This window comes from Lysobacter sp. CCNWLW3, from assembly GCF_036697405.1.
Lineage (GTDB): Bacteria > Pseudomonadota > Gammaproteobacteria > Xanthomonadales > Xanthomonadaceae > Lysobacter.
The window spans coordinates 79,472-100,779 of sequence record NZ_JBAHWA010000006.1 but is presented as its reverse complement, the minus strand read 5'-3'; the positions used below and the strand labels follow the sequence as shown (position 1 = coordinate 100,779).

Sequence of the window (21,308 nt, the reverse complement as noted above, 5' to 3'; positions counted from 1 at the left end):
ACGTCTGCGGGCGGCCGCGGCCGCTTGGTGCCGGCGCGAAAACCTCAGCCGCGATCCCCCGGCCGCCGCGGCGCCATCCGCCGCCGCCGGTCGGCGGCGAGCTGGGTCAGGGCGATCATCAACACGCCGGCTTCCAGCACCACCGCCAGCAGCAATCCGCGCTCGGTCAGATAGGAATCGCCGAAGCCGAAGGTCTTGGCGGCGAGAAGACCGGCGAACAGCAGCAGCGGCGTCCAACCGATCAGGTAGTAGCCCGCGTACTGGGCGCCGCGCCGCCAGGCCGCGATCGCGGCGTAGACGATGATGGGAATCGCCAGCAACAGCAGGCCGTTGCCCACCATGAACCAGTACTGGTAGACGTAGTCGAAGGCCAGCACCAGCACCACCAGCGCGATCGCGTTGGCCCACACGATCGCGCGCAGCGCGGTCGCCGCGCGCGGCAACAGGCGCGGCAGTTCGAGGAAACGCACGGTGAAGCACAGCTGGAACATCGTGGTCAGGGTGGCGACGAACCAGGGCGCGCCGTCGCGCTGCGCCGCCGACCCCAGCCACTCCACGGGCAGCTTGATCCAGGCCGTCATCATCAACAGGTAGACGGACAGGCAGATCATGTAGCCGCAGTAGTACAGGTACACCGGATCGCGCGAGACCGCCCAGTAGCCGGCCACCACCAGGGTCATCGCCAGCATCAGGGCATAGACGACGATGGCGAAGCGGCGGTCGCTCTCCAGCTCGCGCATCAGTTCGTCGCGATCCGCCAGGCCGACGTTCAGCGTCGTACCGTGGCGCTCGTTGAAGTGTCCGTAGGCCGGTACGCCGGCCTTCCAGTCCGCCTCCAGCGGCAGCGCCCAGCCGCGTCGCAGCAGCTGGGGCCCGTCGTCGCGCACATAGCCGATCAGCGATATCCGCGCCGAGCCGGGCGGGTAATAGCCGACGGCGCCGTAGGCGCGCGCGCTGCGCAGCACGATGACGCGCCGGCTGGCTTCGGCGACGTCGCGATCGACGCGGAAACGCAGCCAATGCCCGTGCGGGTCGCGCGGCAGATCCACGCGCACCGATGCCTCGGGATTGACGGCGGTCCAGCGCCGGATCACGTTCGCCGTGTCCGGCCGCGCCCAGCCGTCGGCGTCCAGACGTTCGACCGTCAACGTCTGCGCGGGGGCCGCGAGCGCGAACAGACCGGCCAGCACGATCAGAATCGCGATCCGTGCAGCGTTCACGTTCCTTCGCATAGCCGATCCCAGCACCCGTGTACGCAGAGTCTAACGACTCACGCTCGCGCTGCCCTCGCCGACAGCGCGCGCCGGTGGCGCGCGGCCGCGCGCTGGGTCAGCGCCATCATCAGCACGCCCGATTCCAGCACCACCGCCAGCACCAGACCGTGTTCGTCCCAGCCGAAGCTGCCGATGCCGAAGGTCTTGGCGGCGATCAGGCCGGCGAAGATCATCAGTGGCGTCCAGCCCAGCAGGTAGTAGCCGGCGTATTCGGCGCCGCGCCGCCAGGCCGCGATCGCGGCGTAGACGAGGATCGGGATGGCCAGCAACAGCAAGCCGTTGCCGCCCAGGTACCAGTAGTGCTTGGTGGCCCGATAGGCGAACGCCAGCACCGCCAGCCACGCCAGATTCGCCCACACGATCGCGTGCAGCGCGCGCGCGGCGCGCGGCAACAGCCGCGGCAAATCGAGGAAGCGCACGGTGAAGGCGAGCTGGAACACGGTGGTCATGGTCGCCATGAACCAGGGGATGGCTTCGCGGCGCGCGCCCTGGCTGGCCCAATGCTCGGGTATCTCCAGCCAGTTCGACATCATCAGCATGTACGCCGAAATGCAGACCAGATAGCCGATGTAGTACAGGTACACCGCCTCGCGCGACATCACCCACAGGCCGGCCACGACCAAGGTCATCAGCAGCAGGGCGGCGTAGGCGGCGATGGCGAAGCGGCGCGCGCCCTCGCGTTGGCGCGCGAACTCGGCGCGGGTCGACAGGTTCACGCTCAGCGCGACCGGAATTTCGCCTTGTATGCGGATGTAGGCCGTTTCGCCGCGTTTCCATCCAGCGGGCAGAGGCAGGGCCCAGCCGGGGCGCAGCAGCAGGGACTCGTTCCCTCGCACCAGGCTGGGTAGGGTCAGGCGGTCGGATCCGGGCAGGTAGTAGCCGATCAATCCATAGACGCGCGCGCCCTGTACGCCTATGACGCGCTGTTCGCTGCGGGCGATATCGGCGTCGATGCGCAGGCGCAGCCAATGGCCGCCGCGGTGCCGCGGCAACTCCAGGCGCGCCGGCGCTTCGGGGTTCGCACTGGTCCATCGCGCCTGCACCGGCGCCGCGTCGGGCATCGACTTCTGCGCGCCCTCGACCCGCAGCCATTCCACCGTGAGCGTCTGCGCGGCGGCGGGGGCGGCGAATACCCAGGCCAGCGCGAACCACAGCGCGAACCCCGCCCATTTCCCCGTCCTGCGCATGCTTCCGAATCCCTCGTGCGACCGCGACGGGGAGTCTAGCGCCTGTGCGGCGCGGGACGAAAAGAAACCGACGGGGCGACAGCGGCGCATGCGAGGGGGAGGGACCTGCGCCGCTCGCCGACCCGCCGGCGAGAAAGAGACGCGGCGCGCCGTGGACGGCGCCGCATCGTTCGAAACCGGCGCCGTGCGCGGATCGGAATCCGCGCCGCGGCGCATCCTGCTCACGCAGCTCCGGCCGCAGCCGTCACCCGCGCATGGCACACAAAATCGGCCCGCCACCAGGAGGCGGGCCGTGCGGCGGCCGGGCCGGCCGCCGCAAAACCTCGACTCAGCGCGCGGCCACGTCCTCGCGCACGGGGACGCGCGAGGACCAGCCGCCGGCCAGCGCCTTGTACAGCGCGACCGCACCGGTGACGCTGCGGGTGCGGCCGTCGGCGAAGGCGTCCTGGGCCTGCAGCTGGGTGCGCTCGGCGTCCAGCACTTCGAACAGATCGGCCGCGCCGGCCTCGTAGCGCACGCGCGCCAGCTGCGCGGCCTTGGCGCTGTCGATCGCGGCGCGTTCCAGATGGCCGTCCTCGACGCGCGCGCGGCCGTAACGCACCAGCGCGTTCTCGGTGTCCTCCAGCGCCAGCAGCACGGTCTGCTGATAGCGCGCGAGTTCGCCGGCGGCGTCGGCATCGCTGGCGGCGATGCGCGCACGCACGCGGCCGATGTCCAGGAACGACCAGTCGATGCCGAGCGCGACCAGGCGGGTTTCGCTGGCGCGTTCGAACAACGCGCTGCTGTCGATCGCCTGGCTGCCGATCAGCCCGCCCAGGGTGAAGCGCGGGAACAAGTCGGCGGTGGCCACGCCGATGCGCGCGGTGGACGCGTGCAGGCGGTGCTCGGCGGCGGCGACGTCGGGACGGCGGCGCAGCAGGTCGCCCGGGGTGCCCGCGTCCAGCAGCGCCGGCAGCGAGGGCAGCGCCTGCTGCGGCTCGAGCTGGGCGATCAGGGCGTCGGGCGTGCGGCCGGTCAGCACCGCCAGGCGATGCATGGCGACCGCGACCTGGGCTTCCAGCGCCGGCACCCGCGACAGGGTGGCTTCGAGCTGGGCGCGAGCGCGCGAGGTGTCGAACTCGGTGCCGCGGCCGGCGCTGAAGCGGGCGTCGACCAGGCGCAGGGTCTCGCGCTGGTTGTCGGCGTTGACCCGCGCCACGCGCAGGCGCTCCTGCAGGCCGCGCAGTTCGACGTAGCCGCTGGCGACCTCGCCCACGATGGTGACCTGCAGGGCCTGCAGGTCGGCCGCGGTGGCCCAGGTATCGGCGCGCTGGGCCTCGATGTTGCGGCGCACGCGGCCCCACAGGTCGAGTTCCCAACTGGCGTTGACGCCGGCGCTGTAGCTTTCGTTGTCGCGGCCGGAGGCGGCCGTGCCGGGCATCTGGTCGCTGCTGGAACGCGCGTCCTGGGCGTTGGCGCTGGCGGTCAGGGTCGGGAAGCGGTCGAACTTGGCGCCGCGCAACAGGGCATTGGCGCGGTCGTAGCGCGACAGGGCGATGCGCAGGTCGTGGTTGGCGGCCAGCGCATCGTCGACCAGCTGGGTCAGCATCGGATCGTTGAAGCCGCGCCAGAACTCGACGTCGGCCTCCGGGCTGGCGGTTTCGGCCGGGGCCTGCGCCATCACGATGGCGGCGGTTTCGCCGGCGCGGGCGAAGTTCTCCGGCGTGGCCAGGGTCGGGCGCACGTAGTCGGGGCCGACCGCGCACGCGCTCAGCAGCGCCGCGGCGACGCCGAGCGCCAGGGTACGGATCACCATGGCAGGGATTCCTCAAGGTGGAAGTAGCCGCCGTTGGGGCCGGCTTCGTCGATCAGGGCCAGACGCACGCTGGTGCGCGCGCCATCGGGAATGCTCATGTCGCCGTTGGCGTTCATGTCGGTCTTCACCGAGCCGGGGTGCAGGGTGTTGACCTTGTGCGGGGTGTCGCGCAGTTCGTAGGCCAGATGCGCGGTCCAGGCGTTCACCGCGGTCTTGGAGACGTTGTAGGCCGGCACCTTGTAGTGATAGATCGGCGAAGCCGGATCCTGGTGCAGCGCGATCGAGCCCAGGATGCTGGACACGTTGACGATGCGCGCGGCCGGGGCCTTGTGCAGCAGCGGCAGGAAAGCCTGGGTGGTCGCGACCAGACCGAACAGGTTGGTGTTGAAGGTCTCCAGCCAGATGTCCAGGCTCTGCTGGGAAGGCTTGAGCTGGCCGTCGTCGCGGAACACGCCGGCGTTGTTGACCAGGATGTCGAGACGGCCGTGCTTGGCCGCGACTTCCTCGGCGGCCGCGGCGATGCTGCTGTCGCTGGTCACGTCCAGCGAGATCGCCTCGACCGGCAGACCTTCGGCCTGCAGTTGCAGCGCGGCCTCGACCGCCTTGCCGCGATCGCGGCCGGCCAGCAGCACGTGCACGCCTTCGCCGGCGAGCTGGCGCACGGTCTCGAAGCCGATGCCGCGGGTGGCGCCGGTGACCAGCGCGATCTTGGAAGCGTGTGGATTAGCCATGGGGGAATTCCTTGATTCGTGGGGGGCGGACCGGATCCGGTCCGACGGCCCGGCGGTGGAGGAAGCCACCGCCAGACCTTGCATCGTGGGCGTGCGCCGATCAGGCATGCGCGGAGGCGGCGTGGTCGGCCGAATGGTCGATCAGCGGCTTGCTGCCGGCCAGCTTGCGCAGGGCGACGTAGAACACCGGGGTCAGGAACAGACCGAACAGGGTCACGCCCAGCATGCCGGCGAACACGGTGATGCCGGTGACCGAGCGGATTTCCGCACCGGCGCCATGCGACAGCACCAGCGGCACGGTGCCGGCGATGAACGCGATCGAGGTCATCACGATCGGGCGCAGACGCAGGCGGCAGGCTTCCAGCGCGGCTTCGACGATGCCCTTGCCCTGCAGTTCCAGTTCGCGGGCGAACTCGACGATCAGGATCGCGTTCTTGCACGCCAGGCCCATCAGCACGACCAGGCCGACCTGCACGAACACGTTGTTGTCGCCACCGGTCAACCACACGCCGAGCAGCGCGGACAGCATGCACATCGGCACGATCAGGATCACCGCCAGCGGCAGGGTCCAGCTTTCGTACAGCGCGGCCAGCACCAGGAACGCCAGCAGGATGGCCAGCGGGAACACGATCAGCGCGGCATTGCCCTGGCTGGCCTGCTGGTAGCTCAGGTCGGTCCATTCGATTTCCATGCCGTGCGGCAGCACCTTGGCGGCCACGTCCTTGACCACGTCCATGGCCTGGGCCGAGGACATCACGCGCGGATCGACGTCGCCGGCGATGTCGGCGGCCGGGTAGCCGTTGTAGCGCAGCACCGGGTCGGGACCGTAGGTCTGCTTGACGCTGACCATCGAGCCGATCGGCACCATCTCGCCGCGGTCGTTGCGGGTACGCAGGTTGGCGATGTCCTCGACGCTGTCGCGGAACGAACCGTCGGCCTGGGCGATCACCTGCCAGGTGCGGCCGAACTGGTTGAAGTCGTTGACGTAGGCCGAACCCAGGTAGGTCTGCAGGGTGTCGAACAGCTCGGTCAGCGGCACGCCCTGCGCCTTGGCCTTGACGCGGTCGACTTCGGCGTCGAGCTGCGGCACGTTGGCCTGGTAGGTGCTGTTGGCGTAGCCCATGCCCGGGGTCTGCATGACCGTGCCCTGGAACGCGCTGACCGCGTTCTGCAGCGCGCCGTAACCCAGGTTGCTGCGGTCCTCGATGAACATCTGGTAGCCCGCACCATTGCCCAGGCCGAGGATCGGCGGCGGCATCAGGGCGAAGGTGAAGCCCTCCTGGAAGCCGCCGATCTTCTGGTTGAGCTCGGCGGTGATCTCCACCGCGCTACGACTGCGCTCGCTGAAGGGCTTGAGCGGCAGGAACGCCACGCCGGTGTTGGGCGTGTTGGTGAACTGCACCGCGTTCAAGCCCGGGAAGGCCATGGTGTTCTGCACGCCGTCGATCTTGCCGGCGATGTCGGTGACCTTCTTCAGCAGGGCGTCGGTGCGCGCGATCGAGGAGCCTTCCGGCAACTTCACCGCCGCGATCAGGTACAGCTTGTCCTGCAGCGGGATGAAGCCGGCCGGCACGATCTTGAACATGAAGCCGGTCGCGAGCAGCAGCACCGCGTACACCACGAACACCGCGCCGCGCTTGCCCAGCGCACGCGAGACGGCGCCCTGGTACTTCTGCGAGCTCGACGCGAAGAAGCGGTTGAACGGGCGGAAGATCCAGCCGAACAGACGGTCGATCAAGCGCGTGGGCGCATCCTTCTCGGCGCCGTGCGGGCGCAGCAGGCGCGCGGCCAGGGCCGGCGACAGGGTCAGCGAGTTGATCGCCGAGATCACCGTGGAGATGGCGATGGTCACCGCGAACTGCTTGTAGAACTGACCGGTCACGCCCGACAGGAACGCCATCGGCACGAACACCGCGCACAGCACCAGCGCGATCGCGACGATCGGGCCGGACACTTCCTTCATCGCCTGGTGCGCCGCGGCCAGCGGGGTCAGGCCTTCCTCGATGTTGCGCTCGACGTTTTCCACCACCACGATCGCGTCGTCGACCACGATGCCGATGGCCAGCACCAGACCGAACAGGGTCAGGGTGTTGATCGAGAAGCCGAGCAGGTACAGGGCGGCGAAGGTGCCGACCACCGAGACCGGAACGGCCAGCAGCGGGATGATCGATGCGCGCCAGGTCTGCAGGAACAGGATCACCACCAGCACCACCAGCGCGATCGCTTCCAGCAGGGTCGTGACCACCGCCTTGATCGAGTCGCGCACGAAGATGGTGGTGTCGTAGACCGCCTCGTACTTGATGCCTTCAGGGAAGCTCTTGGACAGGCGATCCATGTTGGCGATCACCTGCTCCTGGATCTCCAGGGCGTTGGCGCCCGGCGACTGGAAGATACCGATGCCGACCGCGTTCTTGCCGTCCAGCTGCGAACGCAGGCTGTAGTCGCCGGCGCCCAGCTCCAGGCGGGCGACGTCGGACAGGCGCACGATCTCGCCGTCGCTGCCGCTCTTGACCACGATGTTGCCGAACTCTTCCTCGCTTTGTAGGCGGCCCTTGGCGTTGATCAGGGTCAGGAAGTCGCTGTTGGGCATGGGCTCGGCGCCGAGCTGGCCGGCCGAGACCTGCACGTTCTGCTCGCGCATGGCGCGCAGCACGTCGCTGGCGGTCAGGCCGCGCGAGGCGATCTTGTCCGGGTCCAGCCACACGCGCATGGCGTAGTCGCCGCCGCCGAAGATCTGCGCGTCGCCGACGCCGGACAGGCGCGCCAGCGAATCCTTGACGTGCAGACGGGCGTAGTTGCGCAGGTACAGGGTGTCGTACTTGCCGTTGGGCGAGGTCAGGTGCACCACCATCAGGAACACCGGCGCCTGCTTCTGGGTCGTCACGCCTTGCCGGCGCACGTCCTCGGGCAAACGCGCCAGCGCCTGGCTGACCCGGTTCTGCACGCGCACGGCGGCGTCGTCGGGATCGGTGCCGGGACGGAAGGTCACGGTGATCGCCAGCACGCCGTCGGAACCGGCGACCGACTTGATGTACATCATGTCCTCGACGCCGTTGATCGCCTCTTCCAGGGGCGTGGCGACGGTTTCGGCGATGACCTTCGGGTTGGCGCCCGGGTACACCGTGCGCACCATCACCGACGGCGGTACCACTTCGGGATATTCGCTGATCGGCAGGATCGGTATCGCGATCAGGCCGGCGGCGAAGATCACGATCGACAGCACGGCAGCGAAGATCGGCCGATCGATGAAAAACTTGGAAAAGTCCATAACGGATTCCTTGGTGCGGCGTGTAGCCGCATGAGTCCCCAGCCGACGCCGTGGCGGCGGCCTTGATTGCGGAAACCTGGCCGGAACGCGGCCGACGCCCGCGCGGGCGGGACGTCGGCGTCGTTCCTATGGTTCGGGTGGTCGGCTAGCGGTCCGCATTCGGGCGATGCGACTTCACTTGGAACCGGCGGCGCTGGCGACGGCCTGACCCGGCACCGGCGCGGGCGCGCCCATGACGATGGTCTTCGGGGCCACCGGCGCGCCGGGGAAGAAGATCTTCTGCACGCCGTGCACGATGACCTTGTCGGTCGGCGCCAGGCCCGACTGGACCACGCGCAGACCGTCGATCATGCGACCGAGCACCACGTCCTTGCGGACCGCTTCGCTCTTGGCGCCGAGCACGTAGACGTACTTGCGGTCCTGGTCGGTGAGCACGGCCTTGTCGTCGATCAGCATGGCCTTGAAGTCGCCGCTGCCTTCCAGTTGCACGCGCGCGAACATGCCGGGCGTGAACATCCGGTCCGGATTGGCCACCACCGCGCGGGCGCGGATGGTGCCGGTGGTCGGATCGACCTGGTTGTCGGTGAAGTCGACCGCGCCTTCGTGCGGATAGCCGGCTTCGCCGGACAGGCCGACGCGGACCGGGTTCTTGTTCTCGGCGCGCTCGCCCTTGCGGGCCAGGTCGCTGTAGCGCTGGTAGGTCTGCTCGTCGCTTTCGAAGTAGATGTACATCGGATCCTGCGAGACCAGGGTGGTCAGCAGGGTCTGATCGGCCTGGGCCAGGTTGCCGACGGTGATCAGCGCGCGGCCGGCGCGGCCGCTGATCGGCGCACGCACTTCGGTGAAGGTCAGGTCGAGCTGGGCCGAGGCCACCGCGGCTTCGGCGGCGCGCACGCCGGCGTTGCCCTGGGTGGTCGCGGCGCGGCGGGTCTCGAACTCTTCGCGCGAGATCGCCTTGGCCTCGACCAGGGTCTGGGCGCGCTGGTCCTGGGTCTGGGCCAGGCGCGCTTCGGCGCGCGCGCGTTCCAGCTGGGCCTGGGCGCGGTTGAGCTCGGCGCGATAGCGGCGCTGGTCGATCACGAACAGCAGGTCGCCTTTCTTGACCTCCTGCCCTTCCTTATAGGCGACGCGTTCGACGTAACCGCTGACGCGCGGACGCAGATCGACCGATTCCACCGCCGCCACGCGGCCGGTGAATTCGTCCCACTGGCGGACCTGCTTGCTCAGCACCTGGGCGACGCTGACTTCGGCCGGAGGCGGCATGCCGCCGCCTTCGCCTTCGGCGGCCTGACTGCCGCAGCCGGCCATCGCCAGCGCGATGACGACGCTCGCGGCCAGCGCGAGTACGGGGAGCCCGGGGCCGGCGCGGCCGGAGCGGGCGAGAACTTTGCGAGGGCTCATTGCGGGGAGGGTTCCTGGTTGGTTTTCGAAGTGGTGATCGCTTTCAGCAGCGCTCGTGCATCCTGCAGACAGCGTTGCGCCTTGGAGTCGGCGCAGCTATCCGGATCTTGCATGGCGGTCGCTGGCGTCGCGGGAGGAGCGGCGGCTGGCTGGAAGCGCGCGGTCTGGGCCGCGGGCGGTGCGGGTTCGCGGTCGACGTCGTCCGACAGGTCGACCGCATAGGGCGGCAGCGTGCCCGGCCCGGGCGCGCGTGCGTAGGTGACGATAGCGCGCGGCGGTTCGCTGCGCTGTTCGGCCTGTTCGATCAGGGCCAGCGCGCGCTGGCCGATCGACAGGGCGCTGGGCCATTCCGGACAAGCATGGCCGTCGTTGAGTTCGGTGCGCACCGGCATGTCGACCGCGAGCAGCTGCACGCGCACCGACATCTGGCGGGCTTCGTCGTGCAGCACGCGCGCCAGCATGCGCAGGGCGGCGGCGCCGATCGAACGATGGCCGTAGCCGGCCCAGGGGTGTTCGCTGCCGGGGCCGCCGATCAGCACGTAGCTGCCGCCGCGGTCGCCTTCGGCCAGCAGCGGCAGCAGGTGGCGGGCGGCGGCCAGGTGCGGCAGCAGGTCCTCGTCGAGCTTGCGGCGCAGGAACGCGGCCGGGTGATCGAGCAGGCGGCCGCGCTCGTTGCTGCCGCAGACCGCGGCGACCACGCCGGCCAGCGGGCGCCCGAGCTTGCGCAGGGCGCGCGCGAGCTTGGCGCCGTCGGCGTCGCTGGCGACCGAGCCGCTGAGCACGGTCAGGTCGGCCTCGGGGTAGGCCGCCTGCAACAGCTTGAGCTCGCGGCCGCCGCGGGCGACCGCGATCACCGGCCAGCCGGCCTTGACCGCGGCCCGGACCACGCCGCGGCCGACGCCGCCGGTGGCGCCCAGGATCACCAGAGGCGATTTCATTGTCCCGCCCTCGGGATTTTTTCTCCCATCAGCGGGATGGTTTCGCGGCGGGTGTGGTGGGACAGCAGGGCGCCGATCGCCGGCAGCACCAGCATCGCGGTCGGCAGGGCGACCGTGAAGGCCAGTACCCAGGCCAGCATCCAGGCCTCTTCCGCGCCTTCGGACAGGCCTTGGCGGAACACGATGGCGGCCAGCACGATCAAGGCTGACATCGCTATCATCATCAGCGGCAGGAAGGCGAGGCGGGCTTGGCGGGCGGTCAACATGGCGGCGGGAGGGGGCTGCGGGTGTGCTGCAAAGACTAGGCGCACGAAAGGCACTTGATTAGCCGTTGATTCAGGGAATAATTGTCCCGACATCGGGCTAATGCCCCGCTCGGCTCCCCAAGCCGGTCCGAGACGGCCCCTCCCGTCATCCCAATATCCGGAGTCCCCCATGGCCCGCGATCTCAACGACACCCTGATCTTCGTCAAGGTGGTCGAGCACGGCAGCTTCATTTCCGCGGCGCGCGCGCTGCGGCTACCCAAGACCACGGTCAGCCGCAAGGTGCAGGACCTGGAGACGCGCCTGGGCGCGCAGCTGCTGCATCGCACGACCCGCAAGCTCGGCCTGACCGAGGCCGGCAACATCTATTTCGAACACTGCCAGCGCATCGCCCGCGAGCTGGACGAGGCCGAAAGCGCGGTCGGCCAGCTCCAGGGCGGCCCGCGCGGCTGGTTGCGCTTCACCGCGCCCTACTCGGTCGGCATCACCTGGATCGCGCCGCTGCTGGGCGAGTTCCACGCCCGCCATCCCGAGGTGCGGCTGGAGATGCTGCTGACCAACGAGCCGCTGGACATCATCGACAAGGAAATCGACGTCGCCCTGCGCGTGGGCGAGCTGCCCGATTCCAACCTGATCGCGCGCCGCCTGGCGGTGTTCCGCACCCAGGTCTACGCCAGCCCGAACTACCTGGCCCGCCACGGCGAGCCGCTGCACCCGGACGATCTGCAGCACCACCGCACCCTGGCGATGCAGAAGTCGCGGCGCAACGGCGCCTATGTGTGGACGCTCAGCGACGGCGACCGCAGCATCGACTACCGCGTCGACCCGGTGCTGGTGGCCAACGACCCGGGCGCGCTCAAGGGCGCGCTGCTGTGCGGCGAGGGCCTGATGCTGGCCAGCGACGTCACCGTCAAGGCCTACGCCGAGCAGGGTTATGTGCAGCGCGTGCTGGCCGGCTGGACCGGCCCGGAAATGGACTTCAACGCGGTGTTCCCGCGCGGCCAGGTGCAGTCGCCCAAGGTGCGCGCCTTCGTCGATTTCCTGGTCGAACGCCTGAACTTCGACGCCGACTACATGCAGGTGCTGTGCCCGGACCGGCAGCGCTTCCGCAAGGCCTCCGAGGACGCCTCGGCGGCGATCGCGGCCGAACTGGCGAAGGTCGCCAAGCAGCGCCCGGGCAAGGTCTCGCCGGAAGTCGAGGTCGACGCGATCGTGGCCAATACGCGGCACGACAGCGAGGATGCGGAGCTGGCCTAAGCCGGCTTCGAATGCGACGACGGTCGTAGGGTGCGGTGAGCGTAGCGAACCGCACCATCGCCATACCCGGCCGGCCGCGCCGGTGCGGTTATCACCGCATCCTACGAGTCGCGCGTGGCTCTACGCACGAGATCGAATGCCGCGGCGCTCGCGATGGCGCGGTCGCGGCTGACGCCGCTCCTACCCCAAAGCCGCACCCGACGCCCTAACGCAACCGCGCCGCCAGGCCCGATACCCGCATCGCATGCCGCGACAAGGCCGCGCGCAGCACCGCCTCGCTCGCGCACAGATGCAGCTCGCGGCGCGCACGGGTCATGCCGGTGTAGAGCAGCTCGCGCGACAGGCTGCGCGCGTCCGCGCGCGGCAGTTGCAGCCATACCCGATCGAATTCCGAGCCCTGCGCCTTGTGCACGGTCATCGCGAACGCGCCCGCGTGGGCGGGCAAGGCGGCCGGGTAATAGCCGCGCACGCCTTCGCTGCCGCCGGCGAACCACACGACGCTGCCCTCGCCGTCCGCCGGCCGCAGGCACACGCCGATATCGCCGTTGAACAGGCCGTGGCGGTAGCTGTTCTCGGTGATCAGCAGCAGGCGGCCGTGGAAATAGGCCGGACGGTGGCTGCCGGCCAGCGCCTCCTCGATGCGCGCGTTCAAGGGCGCCGCGCCCTGCGGGCCGTCGCGCAGCGCGGTCAGCAGGCGCACGCGCCCGGCCAGGGCCAGCGCCTGGGCGGGATCCCCGACCGCGGCCAGGGCGCGCCATTCGCCGAGCAGGCGCTCGCGTCCGGCGCCGGACAGCGGATCGATCGCGTCCTCGTGGAAGTTCACGCCGCCCAAGCCGCCGTCGCGCAGCAGGGCCAGCGCGGCGTCGGCGTCGCCGGCGCGGGCGGCTTCGGCCAGCGGCGCCAGGTCCAGGCTGTCGGCCTGGCGATAACCGCGCAGCAGATGCACGCGATGGCCGGCCAGGGGCGCCTCGACCGCGTCGGCGGCCACATCGGCTATTGCGCCCGCGCCGAGCAGGGGCCGCAGCGCCAGCTCGATCGGCGCCGGCAGCGCCTCGTCCTCGCCGGCCGCATCGACGATCGCGGCCAGCACGTCGCCGGCCTCCACCGAAGGCAGCTGGTCACGGTCGCCGAGCAGGATCAGGCGCGCGCCGTCGGGCACGGCTTCGACCAGCTTGCACATCAACGGCAGATCGACCATCGAGGCCTCGTCGATCACGACCGCGTCGTAGGCCAGCGGATCGCGCGCGTCGTGACGGAAACGCGGGCTGTCGGGCAGGCTGCCGAGCAGGCGGTGCAAGGTGCGCGCCTCCATCGGCAGCGCCTCGCACCAGGCCGGATCGACGCCGGGCAGCGCGCGCAGCGTGGCCGCGGCCGCGCGCAGGCTTTCGGCCATGCGCTCGGCGGCGCGGCCGGTCGGCGCCGCCAGCGCGATCCGCGGCGGCGGCGCGCCCGCGCGTTGCGCCTGCGCGATCAGCAACAGCAACAGGCGCGCGACCGTGGTGGTTTTGCCGGTACCGGGGCCGCCGGTGACCAGCAGCAGCGAGCGCGCCAGCGCCAGCGCGGCCGCGCGCGCCTGGCGGTCGCCGTCGCGCGCGTGCGGGAACAGCGCCGCGAACAAGGGCGCGAGCGCGGCGGTGTCGGCCGGCGGCGGCGCCTGCGCGGCCAGCGCGCGCAGGCGCGCGGCCAGGCGGCGCTCGTACTCGCGGTAGCGGCGCAGATAGAGCAGCCCGCGCTCCAGCACCAGCGGCGCGCCCGGGTCGGAGACGCCGTCGTCGAGCGGCTGCGCGACCCATCGCGAGGACCGCAAGGCGGCCAGCCACTGCGCGGGCTCGGCCAGCACCGCATCGGCGATGTCCTCGCCCGGCTGGGCGGCGTCGAAGGCGGCATGGCCGTCGGCGATCGCGCGCGCGGCCAGCGCGGCGCCGGCCTGCACCAGCTCGGGCGTGGCCGGATCCAGGCGGCGCAGCGACTGCGCCAGCGCGTGGTCGACGCTGCGCACCAGGCCGCGCCGCAGCAGGGCGTCGGGCAGGCTCATGGCGCCCCTCCGGCGCCGCCGAACAGGGCGTCCAGGGCCTCGACCAGCGCGCGCGGCGGCACTTCGGCGTGGATGCCCGCGCTCTCGGCGTCGGAACGCATCGGATCCAGGCCGCGGCAGAACAGATAGCGCGTGCCGCCGAAATCGCGCGCGTAGTCGTAGTCGGCGCCGAGCCGGAAACGCAGCCAGCGGTGCAGGGCCAGGGTGTAGATCAGCGCTTGCAGGGTGTACTCGCTGTCGTCCATCGCGCGCTCGATCGCGGCGGCGTCGTAGGACGGCAGGCGGTTGGTCTTGTAGTCGAGCAGGTAGTAGCGCCCCTGGTGCAGGTAGACCAGGTCGATCTTGCCGGTCATCAGGCCGTCGAGGCGGCGCCGGTGGCCGAAGGCCTGGCGCGCGCGCAGCCAACCGTGCGCGTGCAGCAGCTCCAGCAGGGCCGACGTCGAGGCATCGTTGAGGGCGAAATGGAATTCCATCTCGGCGCGCAGCGCGGCCGGCGCCAGATCGGCCAGGCGGGTGCCTTCGGGCAGGGTCGCGGTGAGGGTGGCGCCGACCAGCCGCGCCAGGATCTCCAAACCGCCGCCTTCGATGTCGGCATCGGTATAGCCCTGTTCGTGCAGGGCGGCGCGCAGCAGCGCTTCCTGCCCGTCCGGCACCAGGCCCAGGCGGCGCCAGTCGCCCCAGGCGGCGAAGTCGCAGCGCTCCAGCGCGGTGTGCACGGCATTGCCGAAACGGCTGCCGGAGAAGCGCAGCTCCATCACGTCGATCGGCAGGTCCTGCGGCGCGGGCAGCGCCAGCGGTTCGGGTTCGTCCTGCGCGCCGTGTTCGTCGGCGATGCGCTGGCCGCCGTCTTCGCGGGTGAGCTGGGTGAAGCTGTGCACCCACCAGTCGCGCGCCAGGCCGCGGCGCAGGCTGCGCGCGGGCGGCACCGCGCCCGGGTCTTCGGGGCGCAGCGGCGCGGGACGCGCTTCCAGTGCGCCTTCGTCGAGTTCGATATCGCCGGCATCGCCGCTGTCCAGGGCCTCCGGCGCGTCCAGCATCGGCGCCAGCGGCGTGGCCGCGCCCAGGTACAGCGGGCCGGTCGCCAGCCACAGCGCGTGGCGGGCGCGGGTCAGGCCGACGTAGAGCAGGCGCGCGTCCTCGGCTTCGGCCTCGCGCAGGGCGCGCGCGCGCGCCTCGCTCCAGACCGGCGTGCGGGCGTCGTCGTGCTCGCCCTCCAGCTGCAGGACGCGGCCTTCGTCGTCGGGATACTCGCAATGGCGCCCGCCGCGCGGCTCGCGACCGATCGCCGCGAACGGCAGGAACACCAGGCCGAACTCCAGGCCCTTGCTCTTGTGCAGGGTCAGGATCTGCACGCGGCGCGCGTCCGATTCCAGGCGCAGCTGCTGTTGTTCGTCGTTGTCGTCGGCCTCGGCGATGCGCAGGCGCAGCCAATCGACCAGGCCGTGCAGGCCCAGCGCCTGGGCGTCGGCCTCCTGTAGGGCTTCGCCCAGTTGCAGCAGGTTGGTCAGGCGGCGCTCGCCGTCGCCCAGCGCCAGCAGGCGCGGCGCCTGCTGCGCGCACAGGTCGGCGACCAGGGCCAGCGGGCCGTGGCGCTGCCAGCGCTCGCGCCATTCCAGCGCGCGCAGCTGCCAGTCGCGCTGCCAGGCGTCGTCGGCGTCCATGCGCGCGATCGCCTGCGCGTCCAGGCCCAGGAACACGCTGGCCAGGGCGCCGCGCAGGCGGCCGTGATCGCCGGGCTGCAGCAGGGCCTCGAACAGGGCCAGCAGTTCCAGCGCCTGCTCGGTCGCGAACACGCTCTGGCGCCCGGCCGCGACCGCGGGGATGCCGGCGGCGACCAGGGCGCGCTGCACGCGCGCGGCTTCGTCGTGGCTGCGCACCAGCACCGCGATGTCGGCCGGTTGCAGCGCGCGGCCGTCGAGGCGGGCCCGGCCGGCGCGCGCGTCGGCGAGCCAGGTGTGGATCGCGGCCACGCAGGCACGGGTGGCCAGTTCGCGCGATTCCGGCGCGTTCCACACGGCGTTCTTGCGGCCGTCGTCGGGCGCGGGCAGGCGGCGCAGGGTCAGCGCCGGCGCGCGCCGGCCGTGGCGCTGCAGGGCGTCGTCGGACACGCTGCCGCCGGGCTCGACGGCGAGGAAACGGATGCGCGCGTCGACGAAGGCGGCGGCGCCGGCGCGCGCGTACAGGGCTTGGATCGCGCGCAGCAGCGAGGGCCGCGAGCGGAAGTTGCGCAGCAGCGGCGGCGCCAGCTCGGCCTGGGCGGCGGCGGCCAGATAGGTGTGGACGTCGCCGCCGCGGAAGCCGTAGATCGCCTGCTTGGGGTCGCCGATCACGAACAGGCTGCCGCCCTCTTGCCCGCCGGGCCCGAACACGCGTTCGAAGATCGCCCATTGGCGCGCGTCGGTGTCCTGGAACTCGTCGACCAGGGCGACCGCGTACTGTGCGCGCAGGCGCGCGACCAGGGCGTCGGCATGCGGGCCGCTCAAGGCCTGGGCGACGCCGTCGATCAGATCGTCGTAGGTCTGCACGCGGCGCACGCGCTTGAGCTCGGCCAGGCGCGCGGCGGCCTCGTCGCGTATGCGGTGGACCAGGGCCAGGCCCTGCGCGTCCAGCCATTGCGCGCGCGCGGCGACGGCCTCGAGGTAGTCGGCGATGGCGACGAACAGCGGCGAGGCCGGGGTCTGCGCCTGCTTGCCCTTGTTGGTGCGGTCGGCGAGCGCGGCCGGGGTCATGCGGTCGATGCGCGCCTCGATGCGCGCGCCGGCCTCGCCGTGCGCGCACCAGCGCGTCAGCGCCTCGCGCAGGGCGCCGGGCAGTTCGGCGCGCCAGGTCTGGCCGTTGAGCACCTTGGCCGCCATCGCCGCCTGCAGATCGGCGAAGGCCTGGGCGCCGTGCTGCCGGTAGCTGTCGCGCAGCGCGGCCGCGCGCGTCTGCAGCAGCGGCAGCGGATCGGGCGTGGGCGCGGGCAAGGCCGGCTTGAGGCGCGTGGCGCGCAGCAGCGGGCCCAGGTCGGCGGCCAGCGCCGGCGGCCCGGCCGGCCAGCGCGCCTGCAGCAGTTCGGCGGCGACCGCGTCGGTGCCCAGCGAGCGCCACAAGTCCACCGCGACCTCCTCGCGCAGTTCGCGGTCGCTGCCGATCATCTCCGGGGCGAGGAAGGCCTGCCCGGTTTCCAGCGCATGCTCGCTGAGCACGCGCGCGCAGAAGCCGTGGATGGTCACCACCGCGGCCAGGTCGATCTCGCCGGCGGCGCGGCGCAGGCGCGCGCGCAGGGCCGCGGGCGCCTCTTCGCGCGCGCGCGCGGCGATCAGCGCGCGCGTGACCGCGCGCTCGCCGTCGTCCTCGCTCGCGGGCAGGGCCGGGTCTTCGGCGGCGATGCGCGCGGCCAGCAGCAGGCGCTTGCGCAGGCGCTCGCGCAGCTCCTGGGTGGCCGCATCGGTGAAGGTCACCGCCAGGATCTGGCCGACGCGCAGGCCGCGTTCGATCACCAGGCGCGTGACCAGGGTGGCCAGGGTGTAGGTCTTGCCGGTGCCGGCGCTGGCCTCGATCAGCTGCAGGCCGTGCAGCGGCAGGCGCAGGTAGGCGTCGTCCGGTACGGGCACGGATACGGGTCCGGGTGCCGGCAGGTCGTCGAACAGATCGCCGGTGTGCCCGCTCATCGCGCGTCCTCGCTGCGGGCGTGCACGACGGCGTCGAACACCAGTCGCGCGATCGCGCGGAACTCCTCGGCCAGCTCGGCCTCGCCGGCGCCGGCGAACGGATCGCGGCCGCGCAGGGCCAGGCGCGCGCCGCTGGCCTCGGCCTCGCTCCAGCTGTGGCTGCCGCCGTGCCATTGCAACGCGGCCTGCGGCCAGGCATCGCGGCCTTCGGCCTGCGCCGCGTACCACAGCCAGCCCGCGCGCGGCAGGAACGGCAGGGGTTCGCGCAGGCCGTGCAGGCGCAAGCGCAGCAGGGCGTCCAGGGCGGTGCGCGCCTGCGCCGGATCGGCGGCCGCGCGCAGCATCGGGCCGACCCCGCCGGCGGCCTCGGCGAACTGCGCCAGCGGGCGCGGATCGCCCAGCGCCGACAGCACCAGCCAGTCCAGGCCGTGGGCGATCTGGGCCGGGCCGTGCAGCTTGCCGAAGCGCAGCCGGGCCAGGCCGGCGGCGTAGAGATCGTCGACGCGGCCGTGCAGGCGGCCGGCCTCGAGCTCGAGTTCGAAACGCTGCGATTGCGGCGCCTGCTGCTGGCGCCAATGCGCGAACGCGTCCGCGTACGGCCGCACTTCCGCGAGCAGGCTGTCGAGCTGGCGCCGCCCCAACGGCCCGGACGGCAGCAGCGCGCGCGCGCGCAGCTGCGCCTGCAGCGTCTCGCCGCGGCCGGCCAGCAGGGCCTCGTACACCGCCTGCTGCAACTGCTGGCGCTGCAGGCCGCGGCCGGGCAGCAGCAGCGGTTCGACATCGTCCATCGCCGCGCCGGCGTCGGGCAGGCGCAGGTTCAGACGCTGGCGCAGGAAGGCGCCCGGCGGATCGCGCAGGAACGCGCGCAGATCGGCCAGCGCGATGCGCGGCGCGGCCGCGTCCACGGCCGCCAGCGGGCCGTCGATCCAGGGCGCCGGTTCGGCGCGCGCCTCGCCGCCCGCCTGCGCGGCCGCCTGCCATTCGCCGCGGTAGCTGTAGCGGCGCGGCTCCGGTGCGGGGTCGGCGCCGTCGCCGGCGCCGAATGCGGCCGGCGAGAACGGCTGCAGCGGTTCGCGCACGGTCAGCGCCGCGCGCGCGGCATCGGGCGCCTGGTGGTAGCGCGCGGCCACGTCCAGCAGCTCCGACACCAGCGGCGAGGGTTCGCGCAGGCTGCCGTCGCGCGGGTCGGCGCCGAGGTAGCTCAGGTACAGCACCTCGGAGGCGGCCACGAACAACTGCAGGAACAGGAAACGATCGTCCTCGCGCAGGGAGCGGTCGCCGTGGCGGCGCGCGGCGCTGCCCAGCTCGGCGGCCAGACGGTTGAGGCCGCCGACCGGATCGCGGCGCGGGTAGTCGCCGTCGTTCATGCCCAGCAGGCAGATCGCCCGGAACGGGATCAGCCGCATCGGCACCATGCGGCCGAAGCTGACCCCGCCGGTGAGCAGCGGCGCGCGCGTGTCGGCCTCGCCGAGGGCGGCGCGGAAATGCGCGCGCACCACCTCGGCCGGCACCGGCGCCTCGAAGCCGGCGCGTTCGGCCTCGCGCGCGAAGCCTTCCACCAGCAGGCGCAGGCGCTCCAGGGTGCGCTGATCGCCGGCGTCGTGCGGGCGCCGCGGCAGCAGCGCCTGCAGCAGGCCGAGCAAGCGATCGCGCCACTGCGCGGGCGGCATCGCCGCGCCCAGCGCGCGTTCGTTGCGCGCCAGCACACGCAGCAGGCGGATCAACGCGTCCAGGGCGTCCAGCGCGCTGCCTTCCAGCTCGGTGTAAGGCGCGACGCCGGCGATGTCCTCGTCGCCGCCGCTGGCGTGCCCGATCAGCAGGCGGTCCAGCGCGAAACGCCAGGTGTAGGCGTCGTCGGCCGGGGCGTCGTGGCGCGCGCGGTGGGCCTCGTCGATGCCCCAGCGCGCGCCGGCCTCGTGCAGCCAGGTGTGCAGACGCTCCAGCGCCGGCGCGTCCAGGCCGGCGGCATCGGCGATCGCCGGCGCGGCCAGCAGGTCGAGGATCTCGCTGAGGCCGAAACGCGACACCGGCAACGCGAGCAGGCGCAGGAACACGTCGGCCAGCGGCTCGGCGGCGAGCGGGCTGACGTCGGCCAGGGCATAGGGAATGAAACCCGGGCGCCCGGCCAGGCCGCCGAACACCGCGGCGATGTGCGGCGCGTAGGGATCGATGTCGGGCGCCAGCACCGCGATCTCGCGCGGCTGCAGCGGCGGATCGAAGCGCGGGTCTTCGAGCAGGCCGCGCAGTTGGTCGTGCAGCACCTGCACTTCGCGCAGGCGGGTGTGGCAGGCGTGCACCTGCAGGCTGGGATCGGTGCGGTCCAGCGCCGGTCGCCAGGCCGGCACCGCCGGCGCGCGCCGGTGCAGCAGGTCGCGCTGCAGGCGCCGCAGCAGGCTGTCGCGCGCGGGCTCGTCGGCCGGGTCGAGTTCGGGATCGGCGTAGGCGGCGATCTCGCCGGAGGGGTGCACCACTTCGTAACCGCCCAGCACCGCCATGAAGTCGCGACCGGCCGCGCCCCAGGCCTGCAGCAGCGGATTCTCGTCCTGGTCCGGCGCCAGCGCGTCGGTCTCGAGCAGGCGCAGGCGCTCGCCGTAGCTGCTCAGATCGCCCCAGTACTTGCGGCTGGGCGTGGGCAGATAGAAGTGCAGCACGCCGGCGCGGGCCTGGGTCGCGATCACCCGCAGCACGTCGGGCGAGACGTTGAGGGTGGCGAAGGCGAACAGGCGCGGCGGCAGCCCGGCCGGCACCGGCGTGTCGCCGCCGCCGTGGCGGTCCAGGTAGTCGGCGATGCGGCGCGCGCGGTAGCGGCTGGCGCCGGCGACCCGGCGCCACAGCGCGGCCTGGGCGTCGTCGCGGTCCTGGCCCTGGTCCCAGGCGCGCAGCCAGTCGCGGCGCCAGGCCTGGTACTTCTCGAACAGGCCCGCCAATTCGCCGGCCAACGACCAGGGCTTGAGCGGATCGGCGCCGGACAGGTAGCCGCGCAGCTCGGCCAGGGCCGGCTCGCGCAGCGCGGCCGGCTGCGAGAGCTCCTTATAGAGCCGCCAGCGCAGCGCCTCGGCGCCGATGTCGTCCTCGACCCCGGGCACGTTGGCGTCCAGCGCGCGCTGCACGAACTCGCCCGGGGTCAGGAACTCCAGGTTGGCCGCGATGCCGTAGGCCTGGGCCAGGGTCGCCTGCAGCCAGCGCCGCATCGCCACCTGCGGGATCAGCACCACCTCCGGCGCCAGCGCCGACTGTCCGGGCGCGGGCGTGCGCAGTTCCTGCGCCAGCAATCCGGCCAGCACGTCCAGCGCATTGGAGTGGTAGAGGCGGAAGTCGGGACGGCCGGGCATCGCGACATCTTGCCGCAGCGCGGTCGCGCGCGTGGCGATCCCGCGCGGCGGCGCGGCGTGCCCGGGTGGGCCGTCGGCGGCGCACTACGAGCACATCGCTGCCTTAAAGGCTTCTTAATCCAGGCCCTTCAGCATGCGCCGACAAGACGGCGACCTGCGCGCGCGTAGCGTCG

Annotated in this window: 12 protein-coding genes; 1 reads left to right on the top strand and 11 read right to left on the bottom strand. The window is 72.1% G+C overall.

What is annotated here, in order from left to right; translation table 11 throughout:
• Positions 1–44: 44 nt before the first annotated feature.
• From V1318_RS12100 to V1318_RS12065, 8 genes are all read right to left on the bottom strand, one after another.
• The gene (locus V1318_RS12100; protein ID WP_332939930.1) at positions 45–1,220 is read right to left on the bottom strand and encodes a 7TM-DISM domain-containing protein; all 1,176 of its coding nucleotides are present in this window, start codon (positions 1,218–1,220) and stop codon (positions 45–47) included.
• A gap of 50 nt (positions 1,221–1,270) precedes the next feature.
• Positions 1,271–2,461 carry a 7TM-DISM domain-containing protein gene (locus V1318_RS12095; protein ID WP_332939929.1) on the bottom strand — a complete coding sequence of 397 codons (1,191 nt, stop codon included), beginning with the start codon at positions 2,459–2,461 and terminating at the stop codon, positions 1,271–1,273.
• Between the two features lie 328 nt (positions 2,462–2,789).
• Positions 2,790–4,256, bottom strand: coding sequence for an efflux transporter outer membrane subunit (locus V1318_RS12090; protein ID WP_332939928.1), 1,467 nt, complete (start codon positions 4,254–4,256; stop codon positions 2,790–2,792).
• Positions 4,250–4,987, bottom strand: a complete 738-nt coding sequence (locus V1318_RS12085) for an SDR family oxidoreductase (protein WP_332939927.1) — start codon at positions 4,985–4,987, stop codon at positions 4,250–4,252. Before V1318_RS12085 ends, V1318_RS12090 begins: the two co-directional genes overlap by 7 nt.
• A gap of 100 nt (positions 4,988–5,087) precedes the next feature.
• The gene (locus V1318_RS12080) at positions 5,088–8,255 is read right to left on the bottom strand and encodes a multidrug efflux RND transporter permease subunit (RefSeq protein ID WP_332939926.1); all 3,168 of its coding nucleotides are present in this window, start codon (positions 8,253–8,255) and stop codon (positions 5,088–5,090) included.
• Positions 8,256–8,429: 174 nt separating this feature from the next.
• Entirely contained in the window at positions 8,430–9,656 is a 1,227-nt protein-coding gene (locus V1318_RS12075; protein WP_332939925.1) for an efflux RND transporter periplasmic adaptor subunit, read from the bottom strand.
• Positions 9,653–10,594: an SDR family oxidoreductase gene (locus tag V1318_RS12070; RefSeq protein WP_332939924.1), complete on the bottom strand. Its 942-nt coding sequence runs from the start codon at positions 10,592–10,594 to the stop codon at positions 9,653–9,655. Before V1318_RS12070 ends, V1318_RS12075 begins: the two co-directional genes overlap by 4 nt.
• On the bottom strand, positions 10,591–10,860 hold the full coding sequence (locus V1318_RS12065; protein ID WP_332939923.1) for a DUF2798 domain-containing protein: 270 nt from the start codon (positions 10,858–10,860) through the stop codon (positions 10,591–10,593). Before V1318_RS12065 ends, V1318_RS12070 begins: the two co-directional genes overlap by 4 nt.
• 169 nt (positions 10,861–11,029) lie before the next feature.
• Here V1318_RS12065 and V1318_RS12060 point away from each other — a divergent pair, with 169 nt between their 5' ends.
• Entirely contained in the window at positions 11,030–12,115 is a 1,086-nt protein-coding gene (locus V1318_RS12060) for a LysR family transcriptional regulator (RefSeq protein ID WP_332939922.1), read from the top strand.
• A 205-nt stretch (positions 12,116–12,320) separates the two neighbouring features.
• On the opposite strand, the gene recD is transcribed toward V1318_RS12060, so the two are convergent.
• The 3 genes from recD to recC are packed head-to-tail and all read right to left on the bottom strand — an operon-like array spanning position 12,321 to position 21,135.
• Complete coding sequence (gene recD, locus V1318_RS12055) at positions 12,321–14,150, bottom strand: exodeoxyribonuclease V subunit alpha (RefSeq protein ID WP_332939921.1); 1,830 nt, start codon at positions 14,148–14,150, stop codon at positions 12,321–12,323.
• Positions 14,147–17,803, bottom strand: a complete 3,657-nt coding sequence (locus V1318_RS12050) for an exodeoxyribonuclease V subunit beta (RefSeq protein ID WP_332939920.1) — start codon at positions 17,801–17,803, stop codon at positions 14,147–14,149. The genes recD and V1318_RS12050 overlap by 4 nt, the downstream gene beginning before the upstream one ends.
• A complete protein-coding gene (gene recC, locus V1318_RS12045; RefSeq protein ID WP_332939919.1) occupies positions 17,800–21,135 on the bottom strand; it encodes an exodeoxyribonuclease V subunit gamma in 3,336 nt (1,111 codons plus the stop codon). Before recC ends, V1318_RS12050 begins: the two co-directional genes overlap by 4 nt.
• Positions 21,136–21,308 lie beyond the last annotated feature (173 nt).

What these genes read in the sequence shown, in the direction of transcription:
- V1318_RS12085 (WP_332939927.1), bottom strand. Translation starts at nt 4,987, where the DNA reads ATGGCTAATCCACACGCTTCCAAGATCGCGCTGGTCACCGGCGCCACC.
- V1318_RS12065 (WP_332939923.1), bottom strand. Translation starts at nt 10,860, where the DNA reads ATGTTGACCGCCCGCCAAGCCCGCCTCGCCTTCCTGCCGCTGATGATG.
- V1318_RS12060 (WP_332939922.1), top strand. Translation starts at nt 11,030, where the DNA reads ATGGCCCGCGATCTCAACGACACCCTGATCTTCGTCAAGGTGGTCGAG.
- V1318_RS12050 (WP_332939920.1), bottom strand. Translation starts at nt 17,803, where the DNA reads ATGAGCGGGCACACCGGCGATCTGTTCGACGACCTGCCGGCACCCGGA.
- V1318_RS12070 (WP_332939924.1), bottom strand. Translation starts at nt 10,594, where the DNA reads ATGAAATCGCCTCTGGTGATCCTGGGCGCCACCGGCGGCGTCGGCCGC.
- recC (WP_332939919.1), bottom strand. Translation starts at nt 21,135, where the DNA reads ATGCCCGGCCGTCCCGACTTCCGCCTCTACCACTCCAATGCGCTGGAC.
- V1318_RS12095 (WP_332939929.1), bottom strand. Translation starts at nt 2,461, where the DNA reads ATGCGCAGGACGGGGAAATGGGCGGGGTTCGCGCTGTGGTTCGCGCTG.
- recD (WP_332939921.1), bottom strand. Translation starts at nt 14,150, where the DNA reads ATGAGCCTGCCCGACGCCCTGCTGCGGCGCGGCCTGGTGCGCAGCGTC.
- V1318_RS12090 (WP_332939928.1), bottom strand. Translation starts at nt 4,256, where the DNA reads ATGGTGATCCGTACCCTGGCGCTCGGCGTCGCCGCGGCGCTGCTGAGC.
- V1318_RS12080 (WP_332939926.1), bottom strand. Translation starts at nt 8,255, where the DNA reads ATGGACTTTTCCAAGTTTTTCATCGATCGGCCGATCTTCGCTGCCGTG.
- V1318_RS12075 (WP_332939925.1), bottom strand. Translation starts at nt 9,656, where the DNA reads ATGAGCCCTCGCAAAGTTCTCGCCCGCTCCGGCCGCGCCGGCCCCGGG.